19 protein-coding genes are annotated in these 22,774 nt (G+C 71.8%); 13 read left to right on the forward strand and 6 right to left on the reverse strand.

The window, feature by feature from the left end; translation table 11 throughout:
- The first annotated feature begins 168 nt into the window (after positions 1-168).
- The 5 genes from HS041_RS22120 to HS041_RS22140 all read left to right on the forward strand — a co-directional run bounded on the left by HS041_RS22120 (position 169) and on the right by HS041_RS22140 (position 5,494).
- Complete coding sequence (locus HS041_RS22120) at positions 169-1,020, forward strand: hypothetical protein (RefSeq protein WP_196442724.1); 852 nt, start codon at positions 169-171, stop codon at positions 1,018-1,020.
- Between the two features lie 134 nt (positions 1,021-1,154).
- Complete coding sequence (locus tag HS041_RS22125) at positions 1,155-1,748, forward strand: Maf family protein (protein WP_196442725.1); 594 nt, start codon at positions 1,155-1,157, stop codon at positions 1,746-1,748.
- An 80-nt stretch (positions 1,749-1,828) separates the two neighbouring features.
- Positions 1,829-2,656, forward strand: a complete 828-nt coding sequence (locus tag HS041_RS22130; RefSeq protein ID WP_196442726.1) for an EI24 domain-containing protein — start codon at positions 1,829-1,831, stop codon at positions 2,654-2,656.
- A gap of 286 nt (positions 2,657-2,942) precedes the next feature.
- Positions 2,943-4,382, forward strand: coding sequence for an ankyrin repeat domain-containing protein (locus HS041_RS40125; RefSeq protein WP_196442727.1), 1,440 nt, complete (start codon positions 2,943-2,945; stop codon positions 4,380-4,382).
- 236 nt (positions 4,383-4,618) lie between these two features.
- Complete coding sequence (locus HS041_RS22140; RefSeq protein ID WP_230879552.1) at positions 4,619-5,494, forward strand: NAD(P)-dependent oxidoreductase; 876 nt, start codon at positions 4,619-4,621, stop codon at positions 5,492-5,494.
- A gap of 52 nt (positions 5,495-5,546) precedes the next feature.
- Here the strand turns inward: HS041_RS22140 and HS041_RS22145 are convergent, their stop codons facing one another.
- On the reverse strand, positions 5,547-7,094 hold the full coding sequence (locus HS041_RS22145; protein WP_196442729.1) for an AfsR/SARP family transcriptional regulator: 1,548 nt from the start codon (positions 7,092-7,094) through the stop codon (positions 5,547-5,549).
- Positions 7,095-7,501: 407 nt separating this feature from the next.
- Here HS041_RS22145 and HS041_RS22150 point away from each other — a divergent pair, with 407 nt between their 5' ends.
- Entirely contained in the window at positions 7,502-8,629 is a 1,128-nt protein-coding gene (locus HS041_RS22150) for a DUF4192 domain-containing protein (RefSeq protein ID WP_196442730.1), read from the forward strand.
- 26 nt (positions 8,630-8,655) lie between these two features.
- On the opposite strand, the gene HS041_RS22155 is transcribed toward HS041_RS22150, so the two are convergent.
- Positions 8,656-8,994 (reverse strand): hypothetical protein, encoded by a 339-nt coding sequence (locus tag HS041_RS22155; RefSeq protein ID WP_196442731.1) that lies wholly within the window; start codon positions 8,992-8,994, stop codon positions 8,656-8,658.
- A 144-nt stretch (positions 8,995-9,138) separates the two neighbouring features.
- Here HS041_RS22155 and HS041_RS22160 point away from each other — a divergent pair, with 144 nt between their 5' ends.
- On the forward strand, positions 9,139-9,777 hold the full coding sequence (locus HS041_RS22160; protein ID WP_230879553.1) for a DUF1707 and DUF4870 domain-containing protein: 639 nt from the start codon (positions 9,139-9,141) through the stop codon (positions 9,775-9,777).
- Positions 9,778-9,807: 30 nt separating this feature from the next.
- Here the strand turns inward: HS041_RS22160 and HS041_RS22165 are convergent, their stop codons facing one another.
- Positions 9,808-11,331 carry an ATP-dependent DNA ligase gene (locus tag HS041_RS22165; RefSeq protein WP_196442732.1) on the reverse strand — a complete coding sequence of 508 codons (1,524 nt, stop codon included), beginning with the start codon at positions 11,329-11,331 and terminating at the stop codon, positions 9,808-9,810.
- A 158-nt stretch (positions 11,332-11,489) separates the two neighbouring features.
- Positions 11,490-11,864 (reverse strand): FKBP-type peptidyl-prolyl cis-trans isomerase, encoded by a 375-nt coding sequence (locus HS041_RS22170; protein WP_196442733.1) that lies wholly within the window; start codon positions 11,862-11,864, stop codon positions 11,490-11,492.
- A gap of 139 nt (positions 11,865-12,003) precedes the next feature.
- On the opposite strand from HS041_RS22170, the gene HS041_RS22175 reads away from it, so the two are divergent.
- Positions 12,004-12,771 carry an SDR family NAD(P)-dependent oxidoreductase gene (locus tag HS041_RS22175; RefSeq protein WP_196442734.1) on the forward strand — a complete coding sequence of 256 codons (768 nt, stop codon included), beginning with the start codon at positions 12,004-12,006 and terminating at the stop codon, positions 12,769-12,771.
- Between the two features lie 52 nt (positions 12,772-12,823).
- Here the strand turns inward: HS041_RS22175 and HS041_RS22180 are convergent, their stop codons facing one another.
- Positions 12,824-14,161, reverse strand: a complete 1,338-nt coding sequence (locus HS041_RS22180; protein WP_374058874.1) for a GH1 family beta-glucosidase — start codon at positions 14,159-14,161, stop codon at positions 12,824-12,826.
- Positions 14,162-14,501: 340 nt separating this feature from the next.
- On the opposite strand from HS041_RS22180, the gene HS041_RS38575 reads away from it, so the two are divergent.
- The 5 genes from HS041_RS38575 (at position 14,502) to HS041_RS22210 (ending at position 22,181) form a co-directional block, all read left to right on the forward strand.
- Positions 14,502-17,312 carry a glycosyl hydrolase gene (locus tag HS041_RS38575; protein ID WP_307845417.1) on the forward strand — a complete coding sequence of 937 codons (2,811 nt, stop codon included), beginning with the start codon at positions 14,502-14,504 and terminating at the stop codon, positions 17,310-17,312.
- A gap of 332 nt (positions 17,313-17,644) precedes the next feature.
- Positions 17,645-19,003, forward strand: a complete 1,359-nt coding sequence (locus tag HS041_RS22195) for an ABC transporter substrate-binding protein (RefSeq protein WP_196442736.1) — start codon at positions 17,645-17,647, stop codon at positions 19,001-19,003.
- A gap of 115 nt (positions 19,004-19,118) precedes the next feature.
- Positions 19,119-20,093, forward strand: coding sequence for a carbohydrate ABC transporter permease (locus HS041_RS22200; RefSeq protein WP_196443495.1), 975 nt, complete (start codon positions 19,119-19,121; stop codon positions 20,091-20,093).
- Entirely contained in the window at positions 20,090-21,046 is a 957-nt protein-coding gene (locus HS041_RS22205; protein WP_196442737.1) for a carbohydrate ABC transporter permease, read from the forward strand. The genes HS041_RS22200 and HS041_RS22205 overlap by 4 nt, the downstream gene beginning before the upstream one ends.
- Positions 21,047-21,185: 139 nt before the next feature.
- Positions 21,186-22,181, forward strand: coding sequence for a LacI family DNA-binding transcriptional regulator (locus HS041_RS22210; RefSeq protein ID WP_196442738.1), 996 nt, complete (start codon positions 21,186-21,188; stop codon positions 22,179-22,181).
- A 44-nt stretch (positions 22,182-22,225) separates the two neighbouring features.
- Here HS041_RS22210 and HS041_RS22215 read toward each other — a convergent pair whose 3' ends face one another.
- Positions 22,226-22,633 carry a VOC family protein gene (locus HS041_RS22215; RefSeq protein WP_196442739.1) on the reverse strand — a complete coding sequence of 136 codons (408 nt, stop codon included), beginning with the start codon at positions 22,631-22,633 and terminating at the stop codon, positions 22,226-22,228.
- Positions 22,634-22,774 lie beyond the last annotated feature (141 nt).

Here is a 22,774-nt window from a genome sequence, read left to right on the forward strand (position 1 = left end):
GAAAACGGGATTTGTCGTACGCTCCCGATCGTGCTCGATGGGTTGGGTGGTACTGAAGGGACCCGGGGGACCGGTGTCGCTCCGGCGCATACGGCCGCCGCGGTGGAGACGTCCGGATCGACCGAGGCCGTCGCCGCCCCACCGCTACGAGCGCCTTCGGACCCGCCCGTGAAGCGCTCCCGCATCGGCGATCTGCGGATGCGGGTGGTCTACCGCCTCCTGGCCGGGGCCGTGGCGGTGATCGCGGCCGCGGTCGCGGCCGTGGTGGCGATCATCTCCCCGGACTCCGCAGAGCAACCGGGCGAGGTGACGCCGGGGCAGATCGCCGCGCCATCTGCCGCGGCGCCCTCGCCCGGTCCCACCACGGCGCAGTCATCGCCGCCCTCGGCCTCATCCTCGACATCGCCGTCGGGATCGCCCTCGCCGGCGGCCTCCTCCACTCCCGTACCGGACGGGAGCGCGGTCACCGCGGCCCTGGCGGATCCCCGCGTCCCCGAGCTGCCGGACGACACGCGGCTCGCCCGGCTCCCCGGCAAGCCGCTCTCCTCCAAGCGCCGGGTCCAGGACGAGAAGTCGGGTGTTTCGCTGATCCGGTTCGGCAAGCCGTGGAAGCCGTACGGCGCCTCGCCGTTCGCGACCAAGCAGGTGCTCCCGGAGGTGAAGGGCGCCGGCCACCGGGCGATGCTCGTGAGCTGCCCGGTCCCGACCCTGCCGCAGGCCACCATGAAGGGGACCGCGCTCCTGGCCGCCCGCTGGACGCTCAACCACCACCCCCGCGGCGCCAGGATCCGGTGGACCGCCTCCCAGCCGGTCGAGGGCGGCTGGCTGCTCGCCTACCGGGTGGAGTACAAGGTGAAGGGCAAGGCCCGCTCCTCGATGGCCGCCGTCGCGCTGACGGAGACGGAGGCCCCGGCCGTCAAGCCCGCCATGGTCTTCGTGACCATCCCCGACAGCCAGCGCGACCGCTGGCGGGACATCAACACCGCGATGTCCTCCGTCAGGTCCGGAGCCGGCCGGTAGGTCCTCGCCCGGAGCCCGGGATCCCCGGAGGCAGCGGGCGGTACGGGACGGGCCGCTCCCGGGGGTCCGGGACAGGCGGGCGGCGCGCGAGAGCGCCGTACCCGGCCGGTGAACCACCGGTAGGCTCAGGCGGCGTGACCCAGATCGTGCTCGCCTCCGCCTCACCCGCCCGCCTCGCGCTCCTCCGCAGCGCCGGACTCGATCCCAAGGTGATCGTCAGCGGCGTGGACGAGGACGCCTTCACCGCCACCACCCCGGCCGAACTCTGCCTCGCGCTGGCCAGGGCGAAGGCGGCGGCCGTGGCGCGGGACCTCTCCGGAGCCCTGGTCGTCGGCTGCGACTCGGTGCTGGAGCTCGACGGGAAGGCCCACGGCAAGCCGTCCTCGCCCGAGGACGCCCTCGCCCGCTGGCGGAGCATGCGCGGCCGGAGCGGCCGGCTGCTCACCGGGCACTGCGTGATCGACACCCGCACCGGCCGCGAGGCCGCGGAGGTCGGCGCGACGACCGTCCGCTTCGGCACCCCCTCGGACGACGAGATCGCCGCCTACGTCGCCACCGGCGAGCCCCTCCACGTCGCGGGCGCCTTCACCCTGGACGGTCCCGGCGGCTGGTTCGTCGAGGGCATCGAGGGCGACCACGGCAACGTCCTGGGCATCTCCCTGCCCCTCCTGCGTCGCCTGCTGGCCGACCTCGGCGTCTCCGTCGCGAGCCTCTGGCGGAGCCCCTGACACCGTCCGGGCTCCGGCGTCGTCCCCCGGCCGCGGCCGCCGTCACGCGGTGATCGGCCGATCCCGCTAGCCTTCACGGCATGGGTGTAATCCGCTCCTTCAAGGACGGCATCGGGTTCTTTCTCCAGGGTCTGCGCTGGGTCGCGCGAAACCCCGGGTGGTGGCTGTTCGGGCTGATCCCGGCGTTGATCGTGTTCGTGCTCTACGCGGCAGGGCTCTACTTCCTCGGCGTCAACGCGGGGGAGCTGGCCGACTGGATGACGCCGTTCGCCGACGGATGGGCCGAGGCGGCCAGGAACACCTTCCGCTTCCTCGTCGGCGTGGTGGTCTTCGGGGCCGGGCTCGTGCTGGCCGTGGTGACCTTCGCCGCGGTGACCCTGGTCCTCGGCGAGCCGTTCTACGAGAAGCTCTCCGAGAAGGTGGAGGAGTCCTACGGCGGGGTGCCCCGAGGCCACGAGCTGCCGCTGTGGAGGTCGATCCTCAGGTCGATCAAGGACAGCCTGGTCACCCTGGGATACGTGCTGCTGTTCACGATCCCGCTGTTCTTCCTCGGGTTCGTGCCGGTGATCGGGCAGACGGTCGTCCCGGTGCTGGGCGCGCTGGTCTCGGGCTTCTTCCTCACCGTGGAGCTCACCGCCCTGGCCATGGAGCGCAGGGGGCTGGCCCGGAAGAGCCGCTTCGCGGTGCTCCGCGCGAACAGGGCCACGGCCCTCGGCTTCGGGGTCCTGCTCTTCCTGCTCTTCCTCATCCCCCTGGGCGCGGTGATCGCGATGCCCGCCGCCGTCGCCGGCGCGGCCGTCATGGTCCGGGTACGGCTGGCGCCCGTCCCCCCGCCCGGCACCCTCGCGCCGGGAGCCGTCCCGCCGAGCTCCCCTCCGCCGGGGCGGCTCCCGCCGCGGGCCTTCTGAGACGCCGCCGGGCGAACGTGCCCCGATCCCGCACCCGGCGGCGGGACGTCGCCGCCGGGCTCGGTGCGGACGGCGTGGACGTCCGTCGACGGCGAGGGGAGAGACCGGGACGCGATGGCGGACACCCCGAGACGGGATGGGATACGCTTCCGGTTAGCGTTTCGGGACGCGACCGGTCCGCGGAAAGGGCTCAGCCCACCCGATCACCAACGTGTTCAGTACGGTGCTGTTCCTCCTTTTCGGCCCGAAGACGCGGACGTCGGGCATAACCGAAAGGGAGATGTCCGTGGCGAACCGTCTGCCCGAAAACCCCAGCCTCGACCACCTGAAGAACGAGGCCAAGCAACTGCTGCGCGGCGTACGTGCGGGCGAGCTCCGCGCGCTCGCGACGGCGGGCGGGTGGTATCCAGGAGATCTGTCGGAACTGCGGTTGGCCGGCGCGCAGCTGGCGGTGGCCCGCAAGTACGGCTTCACGAGCTGGTCGCAGCTGCGGGCGCACCTGAAGATGGTGAGCACGTTCGCACGGCGGCCACACGAGGTGAACCCCTCGGCCGACCCCGCGACCGAATTCCTGCGGCTGGCCTGCCCGGCCTACCACGGATTCGCGGGCCCCGAGGATGCGGCGCGGCTGCTGGCCGCCCATCCCCGGACAGCCGACGCGTCGGTGTGGACGATGGCGGCGGTGGGCGACGCCGCCGGGATAGCCCGCGCGGTCGCGGTCGACCCCGCATCGGCCCAGGCATACGGCGGCCCCTTCGGTTGGGAACCGCTGCTGTATCTGACCTGTTCACGAGTGGCGCAGGCCGACGCCGTGGAGACGGCACGGGTCCTGCTGGCGGCGGGAGCCGATCCGAACGCCGGCTACCTGCCCGAGGGTCAGGGACCGCCGTTCACCGCACTGGCCGGAGCACTGGGCGGGGGAGCGCTGAGGCAACCGCCGCATCCGCGGGACCTCGACCTGGCCCGGCTGCTCCTGGCGGCCGGGGCGGACGCCAACGACGGCACGGCCCTGTACAACCGCGGGCTCCTGGGCGACGACACCGGCTACCTGGAGTTGCTGCTGGAGTCCGGGCTCGGCCGCGGGGACGGCGGGCCGTGGACGGCCAGGCTGGGACGCGTTCAGGACTCGCCGGCCCGAATGCTGGAGAACACCGTGCTGGCAGCTGCGTTGCGCGGCCAGGCACGCCGGATACGGTGCCTGCTGGCGCACGGCGCGCCCGCAGACGCCAAGGGCGACGGGCATCCGTTCTTCGGCGAGCACACGGCACTGGAACTGGCCCTGCTCGGCGGGCATACGGAGGTCGCGCGAATCCTCGCCGACGCGGGGGCCTCCGGCGCACTACGCGGGCTGGACGCCGCAGAGGCGGCGATCATGCGAGGGGAACGGGAGCAGACCGAGCGACTGCTGAGCGCCGATCCGGGCCTGGCCGGGCAACTGCTGACGCGGCGACGGAATCTGGTCATCAAGGCCGCGGAGTACGGCCGAGTGGCGGCCGTACGGCTGGCATTCGCGCTGGGCTTCGACGTGAACGCACGCCTGCCGTCGACGGCGTTGCACAAGGCGGCGCGGGCAGGCGACCTGCCGATGGTGCGAGCGCTTCTGGAGCTGGGAGCCGACCGGTCACTGCGGGAGCCCGACTACGATGCCACGCCGCTGGAGTGGGCGCAGTTCGCCGGCCAGGCCGAGGTGGCGGAGTTCTTGAGCCAGGAGCGGCCGGCTCACTGACAAAGCATCCGGAGACCGGCCAGGACGGCCCCGGGAAGCCGCGCCCGCGCGGTAACGGACCGGTAATCGGCTGCCCGCGAGGCACCGGAACGGGGCACGGGAGCAGTGGACGCCCGATGGACGCGACCGTGCAGGGTTGAGCCATCGGAACCGGCCGCGTCATCGGCCCGGTTCGGGCGAGCGCCGAGAAGCCGCTCGTCCTTCCGCGATCCACTCGAACGATTCGGAGCATGCGCATGAGCAGCGAGCGTCCAGCGGTCACCGTCCTCGGTCTGGGCATGATGGGGGCCGCCCTGGCCGGCGCGTTCCTCGCGGGCGGTCACCCGACGACCGTCTGGAACCGCTCCGCCGGCAGGGGCGATGACCTCGTCGGCAGGGGCGCGGTGCGCGCCGCCACGGCCGGCGACGCGGTCGCGGCCGGGCAGGTGGTCGTCGTCTGCGTCCGCGACTACGACGCGGTACGGGAGACCCTGGAGCCGGTGGGTGCGGCGCTGGCGGGCCGGGTGCTGGTCAACCTGACCTCCGGGACGTCGGAGGAGGCGCGCGCCCTCGCCGGCTGGGCCGCCGGGCACGGGATCCGCTACCTCGACGGAGCGATCATGATGACCCCGCAGGGCATCGGCACGCCGGAGGCGGTCATCCTCTACGGCGGGGAGCAGGAGCTCTTCGAGGAGAGCAGGCCGGTGCTGGAACGGCTGGGCGGCGGCAGCACCTACCTGGGCCCCGACACCGGCGTGCCGGCACTGTACGACGTGGCCCTGCTGGACATGATGTGGTCGACGCTCAACGGCTTCCTGCACGCCGTGGCGCTGGTCGGCACCGAGAAGATCCCCGCGACGGCGTTCCTGCCGTTCGCCACCGGCTGGCTCGGCGGGGTGGCCTCCTTCCTGCCCGCCATGGCCGAACAGATCGACGCGGGTGAATACGCGGCGCACGACGCGACGTTGGAGACCCACCTGTCACCGCTCGGCCACCTGATCCACGAGAGCCGGGTCCGGGGCGTCGACGTCGATCTGCCCGGCCGGACCAAGGCCATGGTCGAGCGGGCGATCGCCGACGGCCACGCCTCCGACGGCTACGCCCGGCTGATCGAGCAGATGCGCGAGCGGTAGGACCCGGCGCCGCCAAGGGGGTCACGGCCGGACCTGACCTGCCTTTCCCCTCTCAACGGCTCTCCGGCTCCGGCGTCCGAGCGGCCGCCTGCAGCAGCCCGCGCAGGTGGTCGCGCCGGTCACCGGGCGGGGAGTGCGGCTCCACCGGGCCGGTGAGCCACAGGAAGTCGAGCAGCTGGTCCACCGCCGCGTCGGAGAGCCGGTCCAGCGTGAGCACGGCGGAGTCCGGCCTGCCACCGCTCCAGCCGGGCCTGCGGTCCAGCAGGTCCGAGCGGGCGGCCGCGACCACCAGCACGGGGACCGGATCCGAGCCGGCGGCCAGCCCGTCCACGAACTCCAGCAGGGCGTCCGGCCCCCGGTGCAGATCATCGATGACCAGGACCAGCGGCAGGTCCAGGGGGTGCCCGGCGAGGAACTCCTTCCACACCGCCGCCATGTGGACGGCGTCCTGGACGCCGCCCGCCGCCAGAATTCCCTCGAGGGGGGAAAGCACCTCCGCCGGCAGCCGGGCGGCTCCGCCCAGGCTCTGGATCGTGACGCCGGTGGCCGGGCACCGGCTCACCAGATATCGGGCGGTCTGCGACTGGCTGACGAGTCGGCGCTCGACCTCGATCAGGAACCGCGTCTTGCCGAGCCCCGGTCCGCCCAGCACCGTCACCAGGTGCGGCCTGCGCCGGTGCCTGGCCCGTTCCAGCATCCCCTGGACGACGGCCAGCTCGTGCTCGCGATCCACGATGGGCAGCGAATGCCCGGCCAGGCACTCCTCCAGGAAGCCCGTGCCGCTCCAGGCGGAACCCGCCGCCTCGACCGGCGCCGGAAACTCGCCGGCCACGGCCAGGCGAAGGGAAGGATCGTGGTTGAGGATCGCCCGCTGCAGCGATCGCAGGTCATGGCCGGGATCGACGCCCAGGTCCTCGACCAGGGCGGTGCGCGTGCGCTCGTACGTCTCCAGGGCGTCTGCCTGGCGCCCGCACCGGTAGAGGGCGAGCATGAGGTGGCCGCAGGACCTCTCGCGCAGCGGCTCGCTCTCCACCAAGGCCTCGAGTTCGCGTATCACCTCATGATGCCGGCCGCAGGCCAGTGCCGCCTCGAAGTAGTCCTCCATCGCGTCGAGCCGGGCGCTCTCCACCGCCGCCAGCTCCGGCCACACGATGCCGGTCTCGGCCAGGTCGGCGAGCGCGGGGCCGCACCACAGGTCCAGCGCCTCCCGGAGGGTCTCGGCGGCCTGCGCGTACCCGCCCCGGGCGAGATGGGCACGGCCCCGGGCGGCCAGCCGCTCGAACACGTGGAGATCGACCTGCTCGGGATCGACCGTGAGCATGTATCCGGGCGGCCGGGTGACCAGCACCGCCCCACCCGCCGCCCAGTCACCGCCGGTCAGTGTCCCGCGCAGGCCGGAGATGGCGTTCTGCAGGATCTTGCGTGCGGAAGCCGGGGCCTCGCCCGCAGGCCAGAGCGCGTCCAGCAGCCTGCTCGTCGCCACGACCCGGTTGGCGTGCAGCAGGAGCAGGGCGAGTGCCGACCTCTGCCTGGTGCCGCCGAGTACGGCCACCTGCTGTCCGTCCCGAACCTCCAGAGGGCCCAGCATGCGAAAACGCATCACACCTGTCCGGGGTCGGGGGCCGCCATGTCTTGATCATACCTGTTGGTCCGGATTCAGCGGAGCCGCAGCGCTGGCGTACGGCTGAGCCGGCCGGCGTGGTGCGCCAGTGAGCGTTCGCCTCCGAGGCGTCCATGCCGGCCGTGCGGAAACGGTTCCGGTCCAGACGGCCTTGCCGCGCAACGCCTCCAGAGGCTGCTCGGCGTCCGGATCATGAGGTCGCGGGTTCTCCTGCGTGCTGCCGTCCGGCTCTCCTGAAGATCCGGGATTCGAACAGACCTCGGGGCGTCGGACTCCCAGGGGTGTCGGGCGGCGGCTTCTCCACAGGAGGGGCGGACCGGCCGCGCCGTCCACAGAACCCGGTTCGGGGGAAATCGCGAGGCCGGGCTCCGGCCAGACTCCAGGCCATGACAACCGACGCCTCTGATCGGGGCTCTCCGCTCGCTCGACCCGGTCTCCTGCTCCGCTCCACCCAGGACGTCCTCGGTGCGGTGCCCTACCTGCTGGGATTCCACCCCGCCGACAGCCTCGTCCTCATCGGCCTGAAGGGCGAGCCGCCCCGGGGCAGCGTGCACCTGACCGTCCGCTGGGACCTGCCGCTGGCCGCTGCCGGCCTCAGCCGGATCCTCCCCCTGCTGCGAAAGGAGGAGGTGACCCAGGTCATCGCCGTCGGCTACGGCCCGGGCCCGCTGGTGACCCCGGCTGCCGACGCGGTCATCGAGCTGCTGCGCGGGAGCGGGATCGCGGTCCTCGACGTGCTCCGGGCGGAGGAAGACCTCTACTGGTCCTATCTCTGCTCGCTGGCCGAGTGCTGTCCCCCCTCCGGCACGCCCTACGACCGGGAGGCCGGCCCGATCGCGGCCCAGGCCACCGTGCACGGGCTGGTGGCACTGCCCGACCGCGCGGCTCTGGAGCGCTCGCTCGCCCCGGCCGGCGGGGCGGAACGGGCATCCATGCGCCGGGCCACCGCCCGTGTCGCAGCGGAGCTCCGGGGCAGGATCGCCGGGTGCGCGGACGCCGACGGGCTCGCGGCGGAGCTCGTCGCTGACGGGGTGGCCCGGGTCCACGCGGCCATCGGGACATACGCCTCGGGTGGGCGGCTCGACGACGAGGAGGCGGCCAGGCTCGGGCTCGACCTCGCGGTGATCCGGATCCGCGACGAGGCCTGGACGCTGATCACCGACGACACCTGTGACGCCCACGTCCGGTTGTGGCGGGATCTCACCCGGCGGCTGGAGCCGAGGTTCGTGCCTCCGGCGGCGTCACTGCTCGGCATGGCCGCCTGGCGCGGCGGTGACTGCGCGCTGGCGGGGATCGCCCTGGTCCGCGCGCACGACGTCGATCCTGGATACTCCATGGCGAACCTGCTCATGCAGGCGCTGCGCCACCTGCTCCCGCCGCACGCGCTCCGGGAGAGGATGCCCAGCCCCGAGGAGCTGGACCAGGAGATGGGCGGTGCGCGAGCGGCCTGGCTGCTTCCGATGATCGTGCTGCTGGAGGAGCCCCGTCCCGGCCCGGTCGCCCTGGCCGGATGAGCACCTGCCGGATGAGTCCTGGCCGGTCAGGCCTCTTCGCGCTTGCGCCGCTCGTTGTAGGCGCGCATCCGCGGCGGGTAGCCGGTGAGCTGAACGTCGTAGACCGGGAGGGCGAGGCTTCGGGCCACCTTGCCGATCACCGCGGGGGAGCCGACCCGGCGCCGGGTCCACTCGCCGTCGTCGGCCACGGCGACCGCGGTGGTGTCGGTCGCGAAGGTCTCCGGCTCGACGTAGAACTCCACACCCCGGCGTGACTTTGCGAAGGCGATGAGCGCCTCGATGTCGGCGTCGTTCGCCTCACGATCGAATTTGGCGATCTTCGGCCCGCGCAGACGCCTCAAACCATAGCGGTCTCGCCATCTCATGCTCCTTTTTATACATCCCTGAGGGCTTCCATGGTGGGCGGCAAGGGGACTCTAAGGGACACATAAGGGACAACCCGGATGTGCGGGACCTCTGCATTGAATGAACATGGAGGTCACAGCGGCGACGAGGAGAAGGTCGGTTCCATGGCAGGCACAGCGACACCGTCGGTGAATCCGTGGCACGGGGGCGTGCCGGCAGCGGGCCCCAGGGCCGGCTACGCCGACCTCCGGGTGAGCAACCAGGACCGCGAGCAGGTGGTCGAGCACGTCAAGGCCGCATACGCGGAAGGGCGCTTCGACAAGCTCGAGTTCGACGAGCGGCTGGAACGGGCGATGACGGCCCGGGTCCACGGCGACCTCATGCCGATCATGCAGGAGCTGTACGGCTCCCGCCCGCCCATGCCGATGCCGTACCCCTTCTCGCAGGGAGGGGCCGTGCAGGGGCAGGCCCACCGCGGCGCGAGGGCGGACAGCGCCGGAGACCGCCTGGGCGCGGCGGCGGCCCACCTGCTCCCGCTGACCGGGCTGGTGCTGTTCGGACCACTGATCATGCTGCTCGCGGCGGGCAAGACCTCGCCCTACATCCGCAGGCACGCGGTGGAGGCGCTCAACTTCCAGCTCACGCTGATCGGGGCCTCCATCCTGCTGGCGATCACGTTCGTGGGTGCCGTACTGCTGCCCGTGCTCTGGATCGGGGGCGTGGTGGCGTCGGTGGTCGGCGGCGTGGCGGCGCTGGGCGAGGGGGAGTTCCGCTACCCGTTCACGCTGCGGCTGGTGAAGTGAGGCGCGGCCTTTCACGGAATGAGGGCCGCCTCACGGCATCAGGGCGCGGACCGTCTCCACGGTGTCGGCCTGCTCGGCGGTCTTGTCGGGGCGGTAGCGGATGACGCGGGCGAAGCGCAGCGCCATGCCGCCCGGGTAGCGGCTGGAGCGCTGGACGCCGTCGAAGGCGATCTCGACCACGAGCTCGGGCCGGACCACGACCGTCCAGTCGTCGGTGGGACCTTCGGCCAGTGCCAGGAAGCGTTCGGTCTGCCAGGCGAGCAGCTCGTCGGTCAGGCCCTTGAAGGTCTTGCCGAGCATGACGAAGCCGCCGCCGGGGTCACGGGCGCCCAGATGGAGGTTGGACAGCCGTCCCTCGCGACGGCCGCTGCCCCACTCGGCGGCGAGAACCACCAGGTCGAGCGTGTGCCGGGGCTTCACTTTGATCCAGCCCGCGCCGCGGCGGCCCGCGGCGTAGGGGCTCTGCAGTGCCTTCACCACCACGCCCTCATGACCGCTCCTGATCACCTCGGCGAAGAACGCCTCGCCGCCGGTGGCGTCACCGGTGACCAGGCGGGGAGTGATCAGCTCCGGCGGGACGACCCGGGCCAGCGCCGCGTGACGCTCCTCGCCGGGCAGGTCGAGCAGGTCGGCCCCGTCCACCCGGAGCACGTCGAAGAAGAACATGCTCAGCGGTGCCGTCCGGCGGGCCTTGGCCACGTCGGCCCGGCTGGCCACGCGCCCGGAGGTGACCTGGAAGGGCTCCGGGCGGCCGTCCGGCCGCAGCGCTATGACCTCGCCGTCCAGGACGAGATCCCGCGACGGCAACGCGCGGACCGCCTCGGCCACCTCCGGTACCTGGGCCGTGATGTCGTCGAGGGTCCGGGTGAACACGGAGACCGCGTCGCCGGAGCGATGGGCCTGGATCCGCACGCCGTCGAGCTTCCACTCGAGCGCGGCCGGGCCGCCGAGCTTCTCCAGCGCCGCGGTGACGGACGGAGCGCTCTGCGCGAGCATCGGCGAGACCGGGCGGCCCACCTCCAGACGGAAGGCGCGTAGCGCCTCGATCCCGCCGCGCAGCGCGGCGGCGCCCACGGCGGGCAGCCATCCCCGCAGCGTCAGCGCCCGCCTGACCTCGGCCGCGGGCGCCCCCGACGCCTTCGCGACGGCCTCGACCATCACCCCGTCCAGCGCGCCCTGGCGCAGCTCGCCGCGGATGAGCCGGGACAGGAAGGCCTGCTCGGGGCCGGTGAGCGCGGCGAACAACTCGGCGACCAGGGCCTTGCGCGCGCTCTGGGAGCCGGGCCCGGCCTGGGCCTTGACGCGGCTGAGGAGGTCGTCGACCTGGCGCAGGGTCGCGGTGGCGGCGAGCCGCGGGTCGGGCAGGTCCTGCAGCCCGGCCCAGCCGATGCCGACCTGCCGCTGGGGGAGCTCGCCGGAGAGATAGGCGATGGCGATCTCCGCCTCGTCCGGCCCGACCCGGCCGAGCAGCTCCGCGAGATGACGGATCTTGGCCAGCCGGGCGGAGTCGGCGGCCACGGCCGCCGAGGTGCGCGCGAGATCGATCAACAGCACAGGGATCAGACTATGAGCCCGGGGTGACATTCCGGGAGAGCGCCCCCCGGATCCGCCGGATCCGTTATTGATCTACAACGTAAAGCCAATGGGCGTCTCCGCGACGGTTCGCCGCACCGGGACGGAGGTGCCCGGCCTGCGGCCGGGCACCCCGGGGCTCAGCTGACGCCGAGCAGGTCCACGACGAAGATGAGGGTCTCGCCGGGCTTGATGCGGTTGCCCGCGCCGCGGTTGCCGTAGCCCAGGTGGGGCGGGATGGTGAGGCGGCGACGTCCGCCGACCTTCATGCCCGCGACGCCCTGGTCCCAGCCCGCGATGACCTGGCCCTCGCCGAGGGTGAACTCGAAGGACTGGCCGCGGTTCCAGGACGCGTCGAACTCCTCACCGGTGGAGAAGGCGACGCCGACGTAGTGCACGCTGACCTGGTGGCCAGACTTGGCCTCCGGGCCGTCTCCCTCGACGATGTCGACGATCTGCAGCTCCGCGGGCGCGTCGCCCTCCGGGAAGTCGATCTCCGGCTTCTCCAGTGCCACGTGGTTTCTCCTTGGTCGGATATCGGCCGGTCGATTTCCGACCGGCCGGACGACTCTACGGGGTCCGGCGCGCGGATGAGCGGCAAGGGGACGCGACGGCGTTCACGTCGTAGGCTCGGGGAGATCGCCTGGAGGTGTGATGGGCAAGCCGTACGTGCCGGAGGACGTCCTGCTCACCGGGAAGGCCGCGGTGGTGACCGGGGCCGCCCGGGGGATCGGGAGGGCGGTCGCGGAGACCCTGGTGGGCTTCGGCGCCGAGGTGGCGCTCTGCGACCGGGATGCGATCGACGGGTTCGGTGAGGCCCTCACCATGACCATGGACGTGCGGGACCCGGTGGCGCTGGAGGTGTTCGCCCAAGGGGTGCGCGAGCGGTTCGGCCGGGTGGACCTGCTGGTCAACAACGCCGGGGGGACCTTCCACGCCGCTTTCTCCGAGGTGTCGCCGAACGGCGAGAGCGCGCTGATCGCGGAGAACTTCACCCAGGTCACCGCCGTGATCCGACAGTTCCTGCCGCTGATGCCGGACGGTTCCTCGATCGTCAACGTGACCTCCAGCGAGGCGCACCAGGCCGCGCCCGGGTTCGCGGTCTACGCGGCGATGAAGGCGGCGGTGGAGAGCCTGACCCGCTCGCTCGCGCTGGAGCTGGCCCCACGCGGGATCCGGGTGAACGCCGTCGCGCCCGACGCGCTGCCGACCGGAGGGGAGGAGGCCGTCCGGGAGATGATGCTGGCCGCCCCGCTGCCTTTCGAGCCGGTACGGCTGCCGCCGCTCGGTCGCCTCGGGGATCCGGCGGACGCCGCGGCGGCGGTGGTGTTCCTGGCCGGACGGCTGGCCGGCTTCGTCACCGGGACGACCCTGCACGTCGACGGCGGCATCCACGCCGGGGGCGGCTGGCGAAGGGTCTGAACGCGGAGGGGCGGCCCGGGACGCCACGTCCCGGGCCGCCCCCTTTCCCGGGTCAGGCGCGCAGGCCGTTGTTCCGGATGACCTCGCGGTACCACAGGGCGCTGTCCTTGGGCACCCGGCGCTGGGAGGCGTAGTCGACGTGGACCAGGCCGAAGCGCTTGCCGTACCCCTCGGCCCACTCGAAGTTGTCCATCAGCGACCAGACCAGGTAGCCGCGGAGGTCGGCCCCGGCGGCGATCGCGGCGTGCGCGGCGCGGAAGTGGCCGTCGAGGAAGGCGATCCGCCGCTCGTCTGCGACCCGTCCGTCGGCGAGCACGTCGTCGAAGGCGGCGCCGTTCTCGGTGATGACCAGCGGGGTCCCGGGGTAGTCGCGGGCGACCCTGGTCAGCAGCTCGGTCAGGCCGGACGGCACGACCGACCAGCCCATCGCGGTCTTCTCCTCGCCCCCCTGGACGAACGCGATGCCCTCGCTGCCCGGGTGGACCGGGTTGGCGGGCTGCCCGGCCCGCGCCTCGACCGTGGTGGGGCTGTAGTAGTTGATGCCGAGCAGGTCGACGGGGGCGGAGATGAGGTCGAGGTCGCCGTCGCGGACGAAGGACCAGTCGGTGAACCTGCGGGCGCGCTCGACGACGTCGGCGGGGTACTCCCCGCGCAGGACCGGGTCGAGGAAGATCCGGTTCTGCAGGCCGTCGATGTGCGCGACGGCCTCGGGGTCGGACCCGCTGATCGGGGCGAGGTTGAGGGTGATCCCGACCTGCCGGGCCCCGGCGGCGCGCAGCTCGGCGGTGGCCAGGCCGTGGCCCAGCAGCAGGTGGTGGACGGCGGCGAAGGCGGCACCGGTGTCGGTGCGGCCGGGGGCGTGGATCCCGGCGCCGTAGCCGAGGAATGCCGAGCACCAGGGCTCGTTGAGCGTGGTCCAGGTCTCGACCCGGTCGCCGAGCCTGCCGTACACGATCGCGGCGTACTCCGCGAAGCGCTCGGCGGTCTCGCGGCTGGTCCAGCCGCCCCGGTCCTCCAGGCTCTGCGGCAGGTCCCAGTGGTAGAGCGTCACGATGGGCGTGATGCCGTGGCCGTGCAGCTCGTCGACGAGCCGCTCGTAGAAGTCCAGGCCGCGCGGGTTGGCCGGGCCGGAGCCGTCCGGCTGGATGCGGGGCCAGGCGATGGAGAAGCGGTAGGCCCGCATCCCGAGCTCGGCCATCATCGCCACGTCCTCGCGGTAGCGGTGGTAGTGGTCGCAGGCCACGTCGCCGGTGTGGCCGCCGACGACCTTGCCGGGGGTGCGGGAGAAGGTGTCCCAGATCGACGGTCCGCGGCCGTCCTCGCGCGCGGCTCCCTCGATCTGGTACGAGGCGGTGGCCGTTCCCCAGAGGAAACCGGCAGGGAAGGTCAGGTCGCCCGTTCCCGCGGTCTCCTCCGAAGTCGTCGTGTCTGCGATCCCCGTGACCGTCGCCGTGGACACCCCTGTGGACAGGGTCATGTCTCACCGCCCCTTTCGCCTCACCGTAGCCCCGCCTCGCCCCGAACGGCAGAGAGCGCTCTCAGACAGCATCACGGCACCCGGACGGGCATGTCAAGGCGGGTGTCCCGACACCTGCCGGGAGCCGGTGGCGAGAATGCGTTGACGGGAAGTCCCTGCATCGTTACGGTTCGGCCACAGAGAGCGCTCTCTGAACACTGTCTCCGTCGGCGGCCCCTGCGGCGCCGGCAGCCCGGTACCCGAGGAGGTATCCGTGCGCTTCCCACCCCCCTTGCGCAGAGTGATCGCCGCGCTGGCGATCGCGGCCACCGCCGTGGCCGGTTCCATCGTCCTGGCCGCCCCCGCCTCCGCCGTCGACATCGGCGCCGGCGGCTACGCGCCCGCCCGGCCGGCGGGCGCCGCGGGCCCGTCCGACTCCGGCGGCGCCGCCGTCACCCCGAAGGTCACCAGCCGGATGGCCGGCCGGGCCGTGCCCACCAACGACTGGTGGTCCTCGCTGGTCTTCCAGCGGTACGCGGGCAACCCGTACTCCGAGAACATGTACGCCCACCCCCTGTCCTTCCACGCGAACGCGGGCGGGATCAGCGTCGGCCACCCGAACACGCCCGCGATCTCCTCCGACGGGCGCATGTACGAGTTCGTCCACCAGGGCGACCTCAACGTGGGCGTCACCGGCCTCAACGCGCCCAGGACGGAGGTGGACGGCTGGGGTGACTGGAGTGTCACGCCGCGCTGGAGCGACGGGACCCGCACGCTGAGGGCCACGATCGGGCACGGCTCGCCGTACGTCTACGCCGAGGCCGCGGGAGGCGGCGCGCTGGTGACCTTCACCGGCCCGGCCAGCGTCTGGCACAACGGCGGGAATGTACTCGGAGTGACGGTCAACGGCCGTGACTACGCCCTGTTCGCCCCTTCGGGGGCCGCCTGGACGCTGACCGGTACGGCCTCCGCGAGCGCCCCGGCGGCCTTCTTCTCGGTGGCCGCGCTGCCCTCTCGGGGAGCGCTCCCATTGTTTGAGAAGTACGCCTACTCCTTCGTCACCGACACCCGGGTGAGCTGGTCCTACGATGCGGCCGCCGCTCGGCTCCGGGCCACGTACACCGCGACCACGACCGCGCGGCAGGGCACCCAGACCGGCACCCTGCAAGCGCTCTACCGTCATCAGTGGACCAACTCCGCCGATGCCGTGACGGCCCACCGCTACGTCTCGCCACGCGGGGAGATGCGGCTGCGCGAGGGTGCTTCGTTCACCACGACGGCGACGTTCAACGGCGTGCTCCCCGCCCTGCCGCTCGCGCCCGGCGCGGACCGGGCCAGGCTGCGGGCGGCCGTCGACGCCGAGCTGAACGCGGCCGACCCGTACAAGGGCGCCACCGACACCTACTGGACGGGCAAGGCCCTGTGGCGGCTGGCGGCGCTGATCCCGGTCGCCAACCAGATCGGCCACACCGCGGGCCGGGACAAGGCGATCCGGCTGGTCAAGGAGCGGCTGGCCGACTGGCTCACGGCGGGCGCGGGGGAGACCTCGCGGCTGTTCGCCTACGACCCGGCCTGGAAGACGCTGATCGGCTACCCGGCGGGCTACGGCACCGACCGGGAGCTCAACGACCACCACTTCCACTACGGCTACTACGTACTGGCCGGAGCGATGATCGCTCAGCACGACCCGGCCTGGGCCTCCGACTCCCAGTACGGCGGCATGCTGAAGCTGCTGGTCAAGGACGCGGCCAACTACGACAGGTCCGACGGCCGGTTCCCGTTCCTGCGCAACTTCGACCCCTACGCCGGACACGCCTGGGCGTCGGGGCACGCGGGCTTCGCGCACGGCAACAACCAGGAGTCGTCGTCGGAGTCGATGATGTTCAACGCCGCGGCGATCCTGCTCGGCCAGGCCACCGGGGACACCGCCCTGCGCGACATGGGCATCTACCAGTACACCACCGAGCGCGAGGCCATCGGCGAGTACTGGTTCGACGCCGACGGCGCGGTCTTCCCGTCCTCCTACGGCCACGACACGCTGGGCATGGTGTGGGGCGCGGGCGGCGGCTACTCCACCTGGTGGACGGCGAACGCCGAGGAGATCCACGGCATCAACATGCTGCCGATCACCGGAGGCTCGCTCTACAACGGCGCGTGGAAGGCCGACATCCGGCAGAACATCGAGGAGCTGCGGGCCTCCAACGGCGGACGGGAGAGCGAGTGGCGCGACGTCATCTGGCAGTTCCTGGCCATGGCCGACCCGGCGGGCGCCCTGTCGCTGTGGCTCGGCGCCGACCCCGCGCCGGAGGACGGCGACTCGCGGGCGCACGCCTACCACTGGATCTCCGCGCTGGACGCCTGGGGCACGCCCGACCACTCGGTCACCGCGGACGTGCCGGCCTACGCGGTGCTGGGCAAGGCCGCGGGGAAGACCTACGTCGCCTACAACGTCTCCGGCAGCGCGGTCACCGTGCGCTTCTCCGACGGGCAGACGCTCGCCGTACCGGCCAGGGCGATGGCCTGGCGGGGCCCCGCGGGCAGCGGGACCGAGCCGGGAGGAGGCGGCGGTCCCAGCCCGACTCCCACGCCCACGTCGAGTCCCACGGTGAGTCCCACCCCCACGGTGAGTCCCACGGTGAGTCCCACACCGACGCCCACGCAGCCGGGGAGGGTCGACGCCCGCTCCACCATCCAGGCGGAGGGCTACCAGGCGCAGTCGGGGACCGGCCTGGAGGACACCTCCGACACCGGCGGCGGCAAGAACGTCGCTTTCGTCTCGAACGGCGACTGGCTGCGGTTCGACGGCGTCGACTTCGGCAACGAGGCGGCACGGCAGTTCAGGGCCAGGGTGGCCTCCGGGGCCGGCGCGGGTGTCAGCGGGCTGGTCCAGGTCCGGCTGGACAGCCCCACGGCCGCACCGGTCGGCGACTTCGCGGTGGCGAACACCGGAGGCTGGCAGAGCTGGCGGACGGTCGCGGCGAACATTTCGGGGGTGATGGGGACGCACACCGTCTACATCACTTTCAGCAGCGGGCAGCCCGCCGATTTCGTCAATTTAAACTGGTTCACCTTCGCTTCGGACTGATCTGATAGGTGGCGTACGGCACGCCGCGCGTCACCCGGGCGGAGCCCGCACGGGGCTCCGCCCGCCCCGCTTCGAGAGCGCTCTCAAAAAGAGCCGCCACTCGCCGCGCCGCAGGCGGCAGCGCAGATTACCAATGCGTAACCGTAGTATCACGGTCATTGACATCAGATCGTTGGCCGACAAGGCTTCAGAGAGCGCTCTCACATAGGTGTGAGCATCCGGTCACCGAGGCAGGCGCGCGGTCACGCGATGGCCTCCCGCGGACATCGCGAGGTGGCTCTGTCAGCCCTGCCAGACGGGGCAGACCCGGCAAAGTAATGGAGGAAGGGTCCATGTCACTCCTCTCTCGTCCCGTACGCGCCGCCCTGATCGCGGGCAGCATGAGCCTGGCGCTGGTCGCCACCGGATGCGGCTCGTCCGATCCGAAGGCGCCGGCGGCGGACGGCGGCGACAGCGCGTCCGCGGAGTGCGCGCCGTTCGCCCAGTTCGGCAAGCACGAGGGCAAGAAGGTCTCCATCTACTCCCCGATCCGGGACAAGGAGGCCGACCTGTTCCAGGAGACCTGGGCGCCGTTCGAGAAGTGCACCGGGATGAAGATCACATACGAGGGCACCGGTGAGTTCGAGGCCCAGATCCAGGTCCGCACCGACGGCGGCAACCCGCCGGACCTCGCCTTCTTCCCCCAGCCCGGCCTGCTGGAGCGCTTCGCCAAGGCGGGCAAGCTCAAGCCCGCCCCCGCCGAGGTGAAGAAGCTGACCGAGCAGAACTGGTCGGCGGACTGGGCGAAGTACGGCACGGTGGACGGCACCTTCTACGCCGCCCCGCTCGGCGCCAGCGTCAAGTCCTTCGTGTGGTACTCGCCGAAGATGTTCGCCGAGAAGGGCTGGACCGTCCCCACGACCTGGGACGAGCTCATGACCCTCAGCAACACGATCGCCGGCACCGGCGTCAAGCCCTGGTGTGCCGGAATCGAGTCCGGTGAGGCCACCGGCTGGCCCGCCACCGACTGGATCGAGGACATCCTCCTGCGCGAGCTCGGCCCGGAGGAGTACGACAACTGGGTGGCGCACAAGCTGCCCTTCAACGACCCCAAGGTCGTCGCGGCGGTCGACAAGGTCGGCTCGATCCTCAAGAACGACAAGTTCGTCAACGGCGGCTACGGCCCGGTCAAGAGCATCTCCAGCACCGCCTTCCAGGAGGGCGGCGTGCCCATCACCGAGGGCAAGTGCGCGCTGCACCGCCAGGCCTCCTTCTACGCCAACTTCTGGCCCGAGGGCACGAAGGTGGCCGAGGACGGCGACGTCTTCGCCTTCTACCTGCCCGGCAACGACCCGTCCAAGAAGCCGGTGCTCGGCGCGGGCGAGTTCGTCGGCGCCTTCGCCGACCGGCCCGAGGTCCAGGCCGTCCAGGCCTACCTGGCCACCGGCGACTACGCCAACGCCCGCATGAAGCTGGGCACGTACGTCTCGGCCAACAAGGGCGTCGACATCGCCAACGCGCAGAACCCGATCGACAAGCTCTCCATCGAGATGCTCCAGGACCCGAACACGATCTTCCGGTTCGACGGTTCCGACCTGATGCCGGCCGCGGTCGGCGCGGGCACCTTCTGGAAGGGCATGACCGACTGGATCAACGGCAAGGACACCAAGACGGTCCTCGACTACATCGAGGCCTCCTGGCCGAAGTCCTAGCCTCCACGGCTCAGGGCCTCCCACGGCGTCCGGCTCCGCGCAGGGTTCGACGACCCCGCGGAGCCGGACGCTCCCGTACCGGCACGATCCTTTCCGGGAGTTCCATCCGATGAACCTGGACTTCGACTTCGCCGCGGAGCAGCCGAAGCTGGTGCAGCTCCTGCTCGGCGTCGTCGCGTTCTGCGCGGTGGTCGCGCTCCTGCTGCTGCTGCTCGACCGCGCCCCGATGCGGCAGCGGGCCCGGCTGCACGCGACCATCCTGCTCGCCCCGGCGCTCATCCTGCTCGCGATCGGCCTGATCGTGCCGGCGGTGCGCACCACCCTGCTCTCGTTCATGAACGGCGACGGCAGCCGGTGGGTGGGGCTGGACAACTACCTGTGGATGTTCACCCAGCCCGAAGCGGTGACGGTGCTCCGCAACACGCTCGTCTGGGTCGCGCTGGTCCCCATCCTGGTGACGTCGGTCGGCCTGCTCTACGCCGTCGTCGTCGACCGCACCCGCTTCGAGTCGATCGCCAAGTCGCTGGTCTTCCTCCCGATGGCCATCTCCTTCGTGGGCGCGGGCATCATCTGGAAGTTCGTCTACGCCTACCGCCCCGAGGGCAGTGACCAGATCGGCCTGCTCAACCAGATCGTGGTGGCCCTCGGCGGCACCCCCCAGCAGTGGCTGCTGGAACCGCCGCTCAACACCCTGTTCCTCATCGTGGTGATGGTGTGGATCCAGGCGGGCTTCGCCACCGTGGTGCTCTCCGCCGCGATCAAGGGCATTCCCGCCGAGATCGTCGAGGCCGCCAGGCTCGACGGAGCCTCCCCGGTCCAGATGTTCTTCCAGGTGACGCTGCCGTGCATCCGCTCGGCGGTGGTCGTGGTCCTGGTCACCCAGTCGATCGGCACGCTCAAGCTCTTCGACATCGTCCGGACCATGACCGGCGGCCAGTTCGACACCAGCGTCATCGCCAACGAGATGTACAACCAGGCGTTCCGGTACGGCGAGACCGGCAAGGGCGCGGCGCTGGCCGTGTTCCTGTTCGTGCTGGTCACCCCGATTGTCGTCTACCAGATCCGTCAGCGCCGGGAGGCTGCCCGATGACGACCGTTTCAAGCACCGTCGCGGCGGTACGGCCCGGGGAGGAGAGCGCCGCCGGGCGCGTCAGGAAGCGGCTGACGAGCAGGACGGCCAGCCTGGCGGCGATCGTCATCGCGGTCCTGTGGACCACGCCGACCTTCGGCCTGTTCCTGTCGTCGCTGCGGCCCGAGGACCAGATCAAGAGCACCGGCTGGTGGACGTTCTTCTCGGATCCGCAGATCACCCTGGAGAACTACCAGGAGGTGCTGTTCGGCACCTCCTCGTCGTCGGGGCAGATGGCCAGCTTCCTGGTCAACTCGCTCGTCATCACGATCCCGTCGGTGCTCTTCCCGCTGGCCTTCGCCGCCTTCGCGGCGTACGCGCTGGCCTGGGTGCCGTTCCGCGGGCGCAACTGGGTCTACATCGGCATCTTCGCGCTCCAGGTCGTGCCGCTGCAGATGTCGCTGGTCCCGCTGCTGTCGTTCTTCTCCGAGGGGGTCTCGGTCTTCGGGACGCAGATCCTGCCCGCCTGGAACCTGGAGGGACCCGCCCGCTTCGCGCAGGTGTGGTTCGCGCACACCTGCTTCGCGCTGCCGCTCGGCGTCTTCCTGCTGCACAACTTCATGTCGGAGCTGCCGGGCGAGCTGATGGAGGCGGCCCGGGTGGACGGCGCCACCCACGGCGTGGTCTTCCGCCGGCTGGTCCTGCCGCTGGTCGCGCCCGCGCTGGCCACCTTCGGCATCTTCCAGTTCCTGTGGGTCTGGAACGACCTGCTGGTGGCACTGATCTTCGCCGGCGGCACCGCGGACAGTGCCCCGATGACCGTACGGCTGGCGCAGATGGCCGGCACCCGCGGCAACGAGTGGCAGCGCCTGACCGCCGGGGCGTTCGTCTCGCTGGTCATCCCGCTGGTCGTCTTCCTGTCGATGCAGCGGTACTTCGTCCGCGGCCTGCTGGCGGGCAGCGTGAAGGGATGATCGTCCGGACCTCGCGCACGAGACGTGGGGCGAGCCCGGCGCCGCCCGCCCCGCATCCCGCCCGCTGCGCCGACCGGGCGTCGGAAGAGGTAAGGATGGGTTATGGTCGTGCCAACTTAGGTTTACGGAGGAAGCCGGGATGAAGCGCCCCACCCTGGAGGCGGTCGCCGCCCGCGCGGGGGTCTCCCGGGCCACCGTCTCCCGGGTGGTCAACGGCCAGCCGACCGTCGCCCCGGGAATCCGCGACGTGGTGATGCGGGCCGTGGAGGAGCTCGGCTACGTCCCCAACGCCGCGGCGCGCACCCTGGTCAACCAGCGCACCGACTCCATCGCCCTGGTCGTCTCCGAGCTGCCCACCCGGGTCTTCTCCGACGACCCGATGTTCTCCACGGTGATCAGGTCCGCCAGCGCCGAGCTGGAGGCGGCCGACAAGCAGGTGGTCCTGATGTTGTCCGGCTCGGCCCGCAGCCATGCCCGCGTGGAGCGCTACATCGCCGGCGGTCACGTGGACGGGGTCATGCTCATCTCGATGCACGGCGCCGACCCGCTGCCCGCCGCGATCACCCGCATGCGCGTCCCGGCCGTCTCCTACGGCAGGCCCGCGGTGCCCGTGGAGCTGCCGTACGTCGACAACGACAACGTGGGCGGGGCCGCCGCGGCCGTGCGCCACCTGATCGGGATCGGCCGCCGCCGGATCGCCACCATCGCCGGCCCCCAGGACATGATCGGCGGTCAGGACCGGCTGACCGGCTACCGCGAGGTCATGCACGGCTCCGACCACCGCTCGATCGTCGCGGTCGGCGACTTCACCCGCGAGTCCGGGGCCGTGGCGATGCGCCAGCTCCTGAGGGACGACCCGCAGCTCGACGCGGTCTTCGTCGCCAACGACCTGATGGCGATCGGCGCGCTGCAGGCGCTGCGCCAGGCGGGCCGCCGGGTGCCGGACGACGTGGCGGTGGTGGGCTTCGACGACATCGAGGCGGCCCGCTACACCGAGCCGCCGCTGACCACGGTCCGCCAGCCCGTCGTCGAGCAGGCCGCCGCCATGGTCCGCCTCCTGCTCGGCCTGTCGTCCGGAGGCTCCAAGGACCCGGTCATCCTCCCCACCGACCTGGTCGTCCGCGACTCCGCCTGACACGCGCCGGAAGCAGGGGCTCCGAATGCGGCCGGGAGCGTGTCCTACCCGCGGGAGGAGATCTGCTGCACGGCCCAGGCGTTGCCGTCCGGGTCGCTGAAGAAGACGAACCCGACGTTGTCCAGGGGGTCGGGCGTGGGGGTCGGGCTCTTGCCCAGGACCTGGACCTCGCCGACCTCCACGCCGCGCTCGACGAGCTGGGCGCGGGCCTTGCGGATGTCGGGGACCACCAGCTGCAGGCCGCGGAGCGAGCCCGGCGGCATGTCCGGGACGGCGCCCTTCCCGATGACGATCGAGCAGCCCGACCCGGGAGGGGTGAGCTGGACGATGCGGGTGTTCTCGTCGATCGTGGTGTCGTGGTCGACGGCGAAGCCGAGCTGCCGGGAGTAGAAGTCCTTGGCCCGGTCCACGTCCGAGACGGGGACGATCACCACTTCCAGGGTCCAGTTCATACCGCTTCCCCTTCCCGCTCCGGTGGAGGTGATCATAGTCCTCACGGGACGGCTCGGGGAGGTGTCGCTCACGGGAGCGGTCGCCGGTGGCGTCCCGGTTCTCCGGCGGCGACGAGGCGGCCGTCCGGCCGGCCCGGCGGT

The sequence above is a fragment of the Planomonospora sp. ID67723 genome (assembly GCF_015711605.1).
GTDB lineage: Bacteria > Actinomycetota > Actinomycetes > Streptosporangiales > Streptosporangiaceae > Planomonospora_A.

Bases quoted from the DNA above. Each gene is read 5' to 3' on its own strand.
- HS041_RS22130 (WP_196442726.1), top strand. From the start codon at position 1,829: ATGGGTGTAATCCGCTCCTTCAAGGACGGCATCGGGTTCTTTCTCCAG.
- HS041_RS22140 (WP_230879552.1), top strand. From the start codon at position 4,619: ATGAGCAGCGAGCGTCCAGCGGTCACCGTCCTCGGTCTGGGCATGATG.
- HS041_RS22145 (WP_196442729.1), bottom strand. From the start codon at position 7,094: ATGCGTTTTCGCATGCTGGGCCCTCTGGAGGTTCGGGACGGACAGCAG.
- HS041_RS22150 (WP_196442730.1), top strand. From the start codon at position 7,502: ATGACAACCGACGCCTCTGATCGGGGCTCTCCGCTCGCTCGACCCGGT.
- HS041_RS22155 (WP_196442731.1), bottom strand. From the start codon at position 8,994: ATGAGATGGCGAGACCGCTATGGTTTGAGGCGTCTGCGCGGGCCGAAG.
- HS041_RS22160 (WP_230879553.1), top strand. From the start codon at position 9,139: ATGGCAGGCACAGCGACACCGTCGGTGAATCCGTGGCACGGGGGCGTG.
- HS041_RS22175 (WP_196442734.1), top strand. From the start codon at position 12,004: ATGGGCAAGCCGTACGTGCCGGAGGACGTCCTGCTCACCGGGAAGGCC.
- HS041_RS22195 (WP_196442736.1), top strand. From the start codon at position 17,645: ATGTCACTCCTCTCTCGTCCCGTACGCGCCGCCCTGATCGCGGGCAGC.
- HS041_RS22205 (WP_196442737.1), top strand. From the start codon at position 20,090: ATGACGACCGTTTCAAGCACCGTCGCGGCGGTACGGCCCGGGGAGGAG.
- HS041_RS22210 (WP_196442738.1), top strand. From the start codon at position 21,186: ATGAAGCGCCCCACCCTGGAGGCGGTCGCCGCCCGCGCGGGGGTCTCC.
- HS041_RS22215 (WP_196442739.1), bottom strand. From the start codon at position 22,633: ATGAACTGGACCCTGGAAGTGGTGATCGTCCCCGTCTCGGACGTGGAC.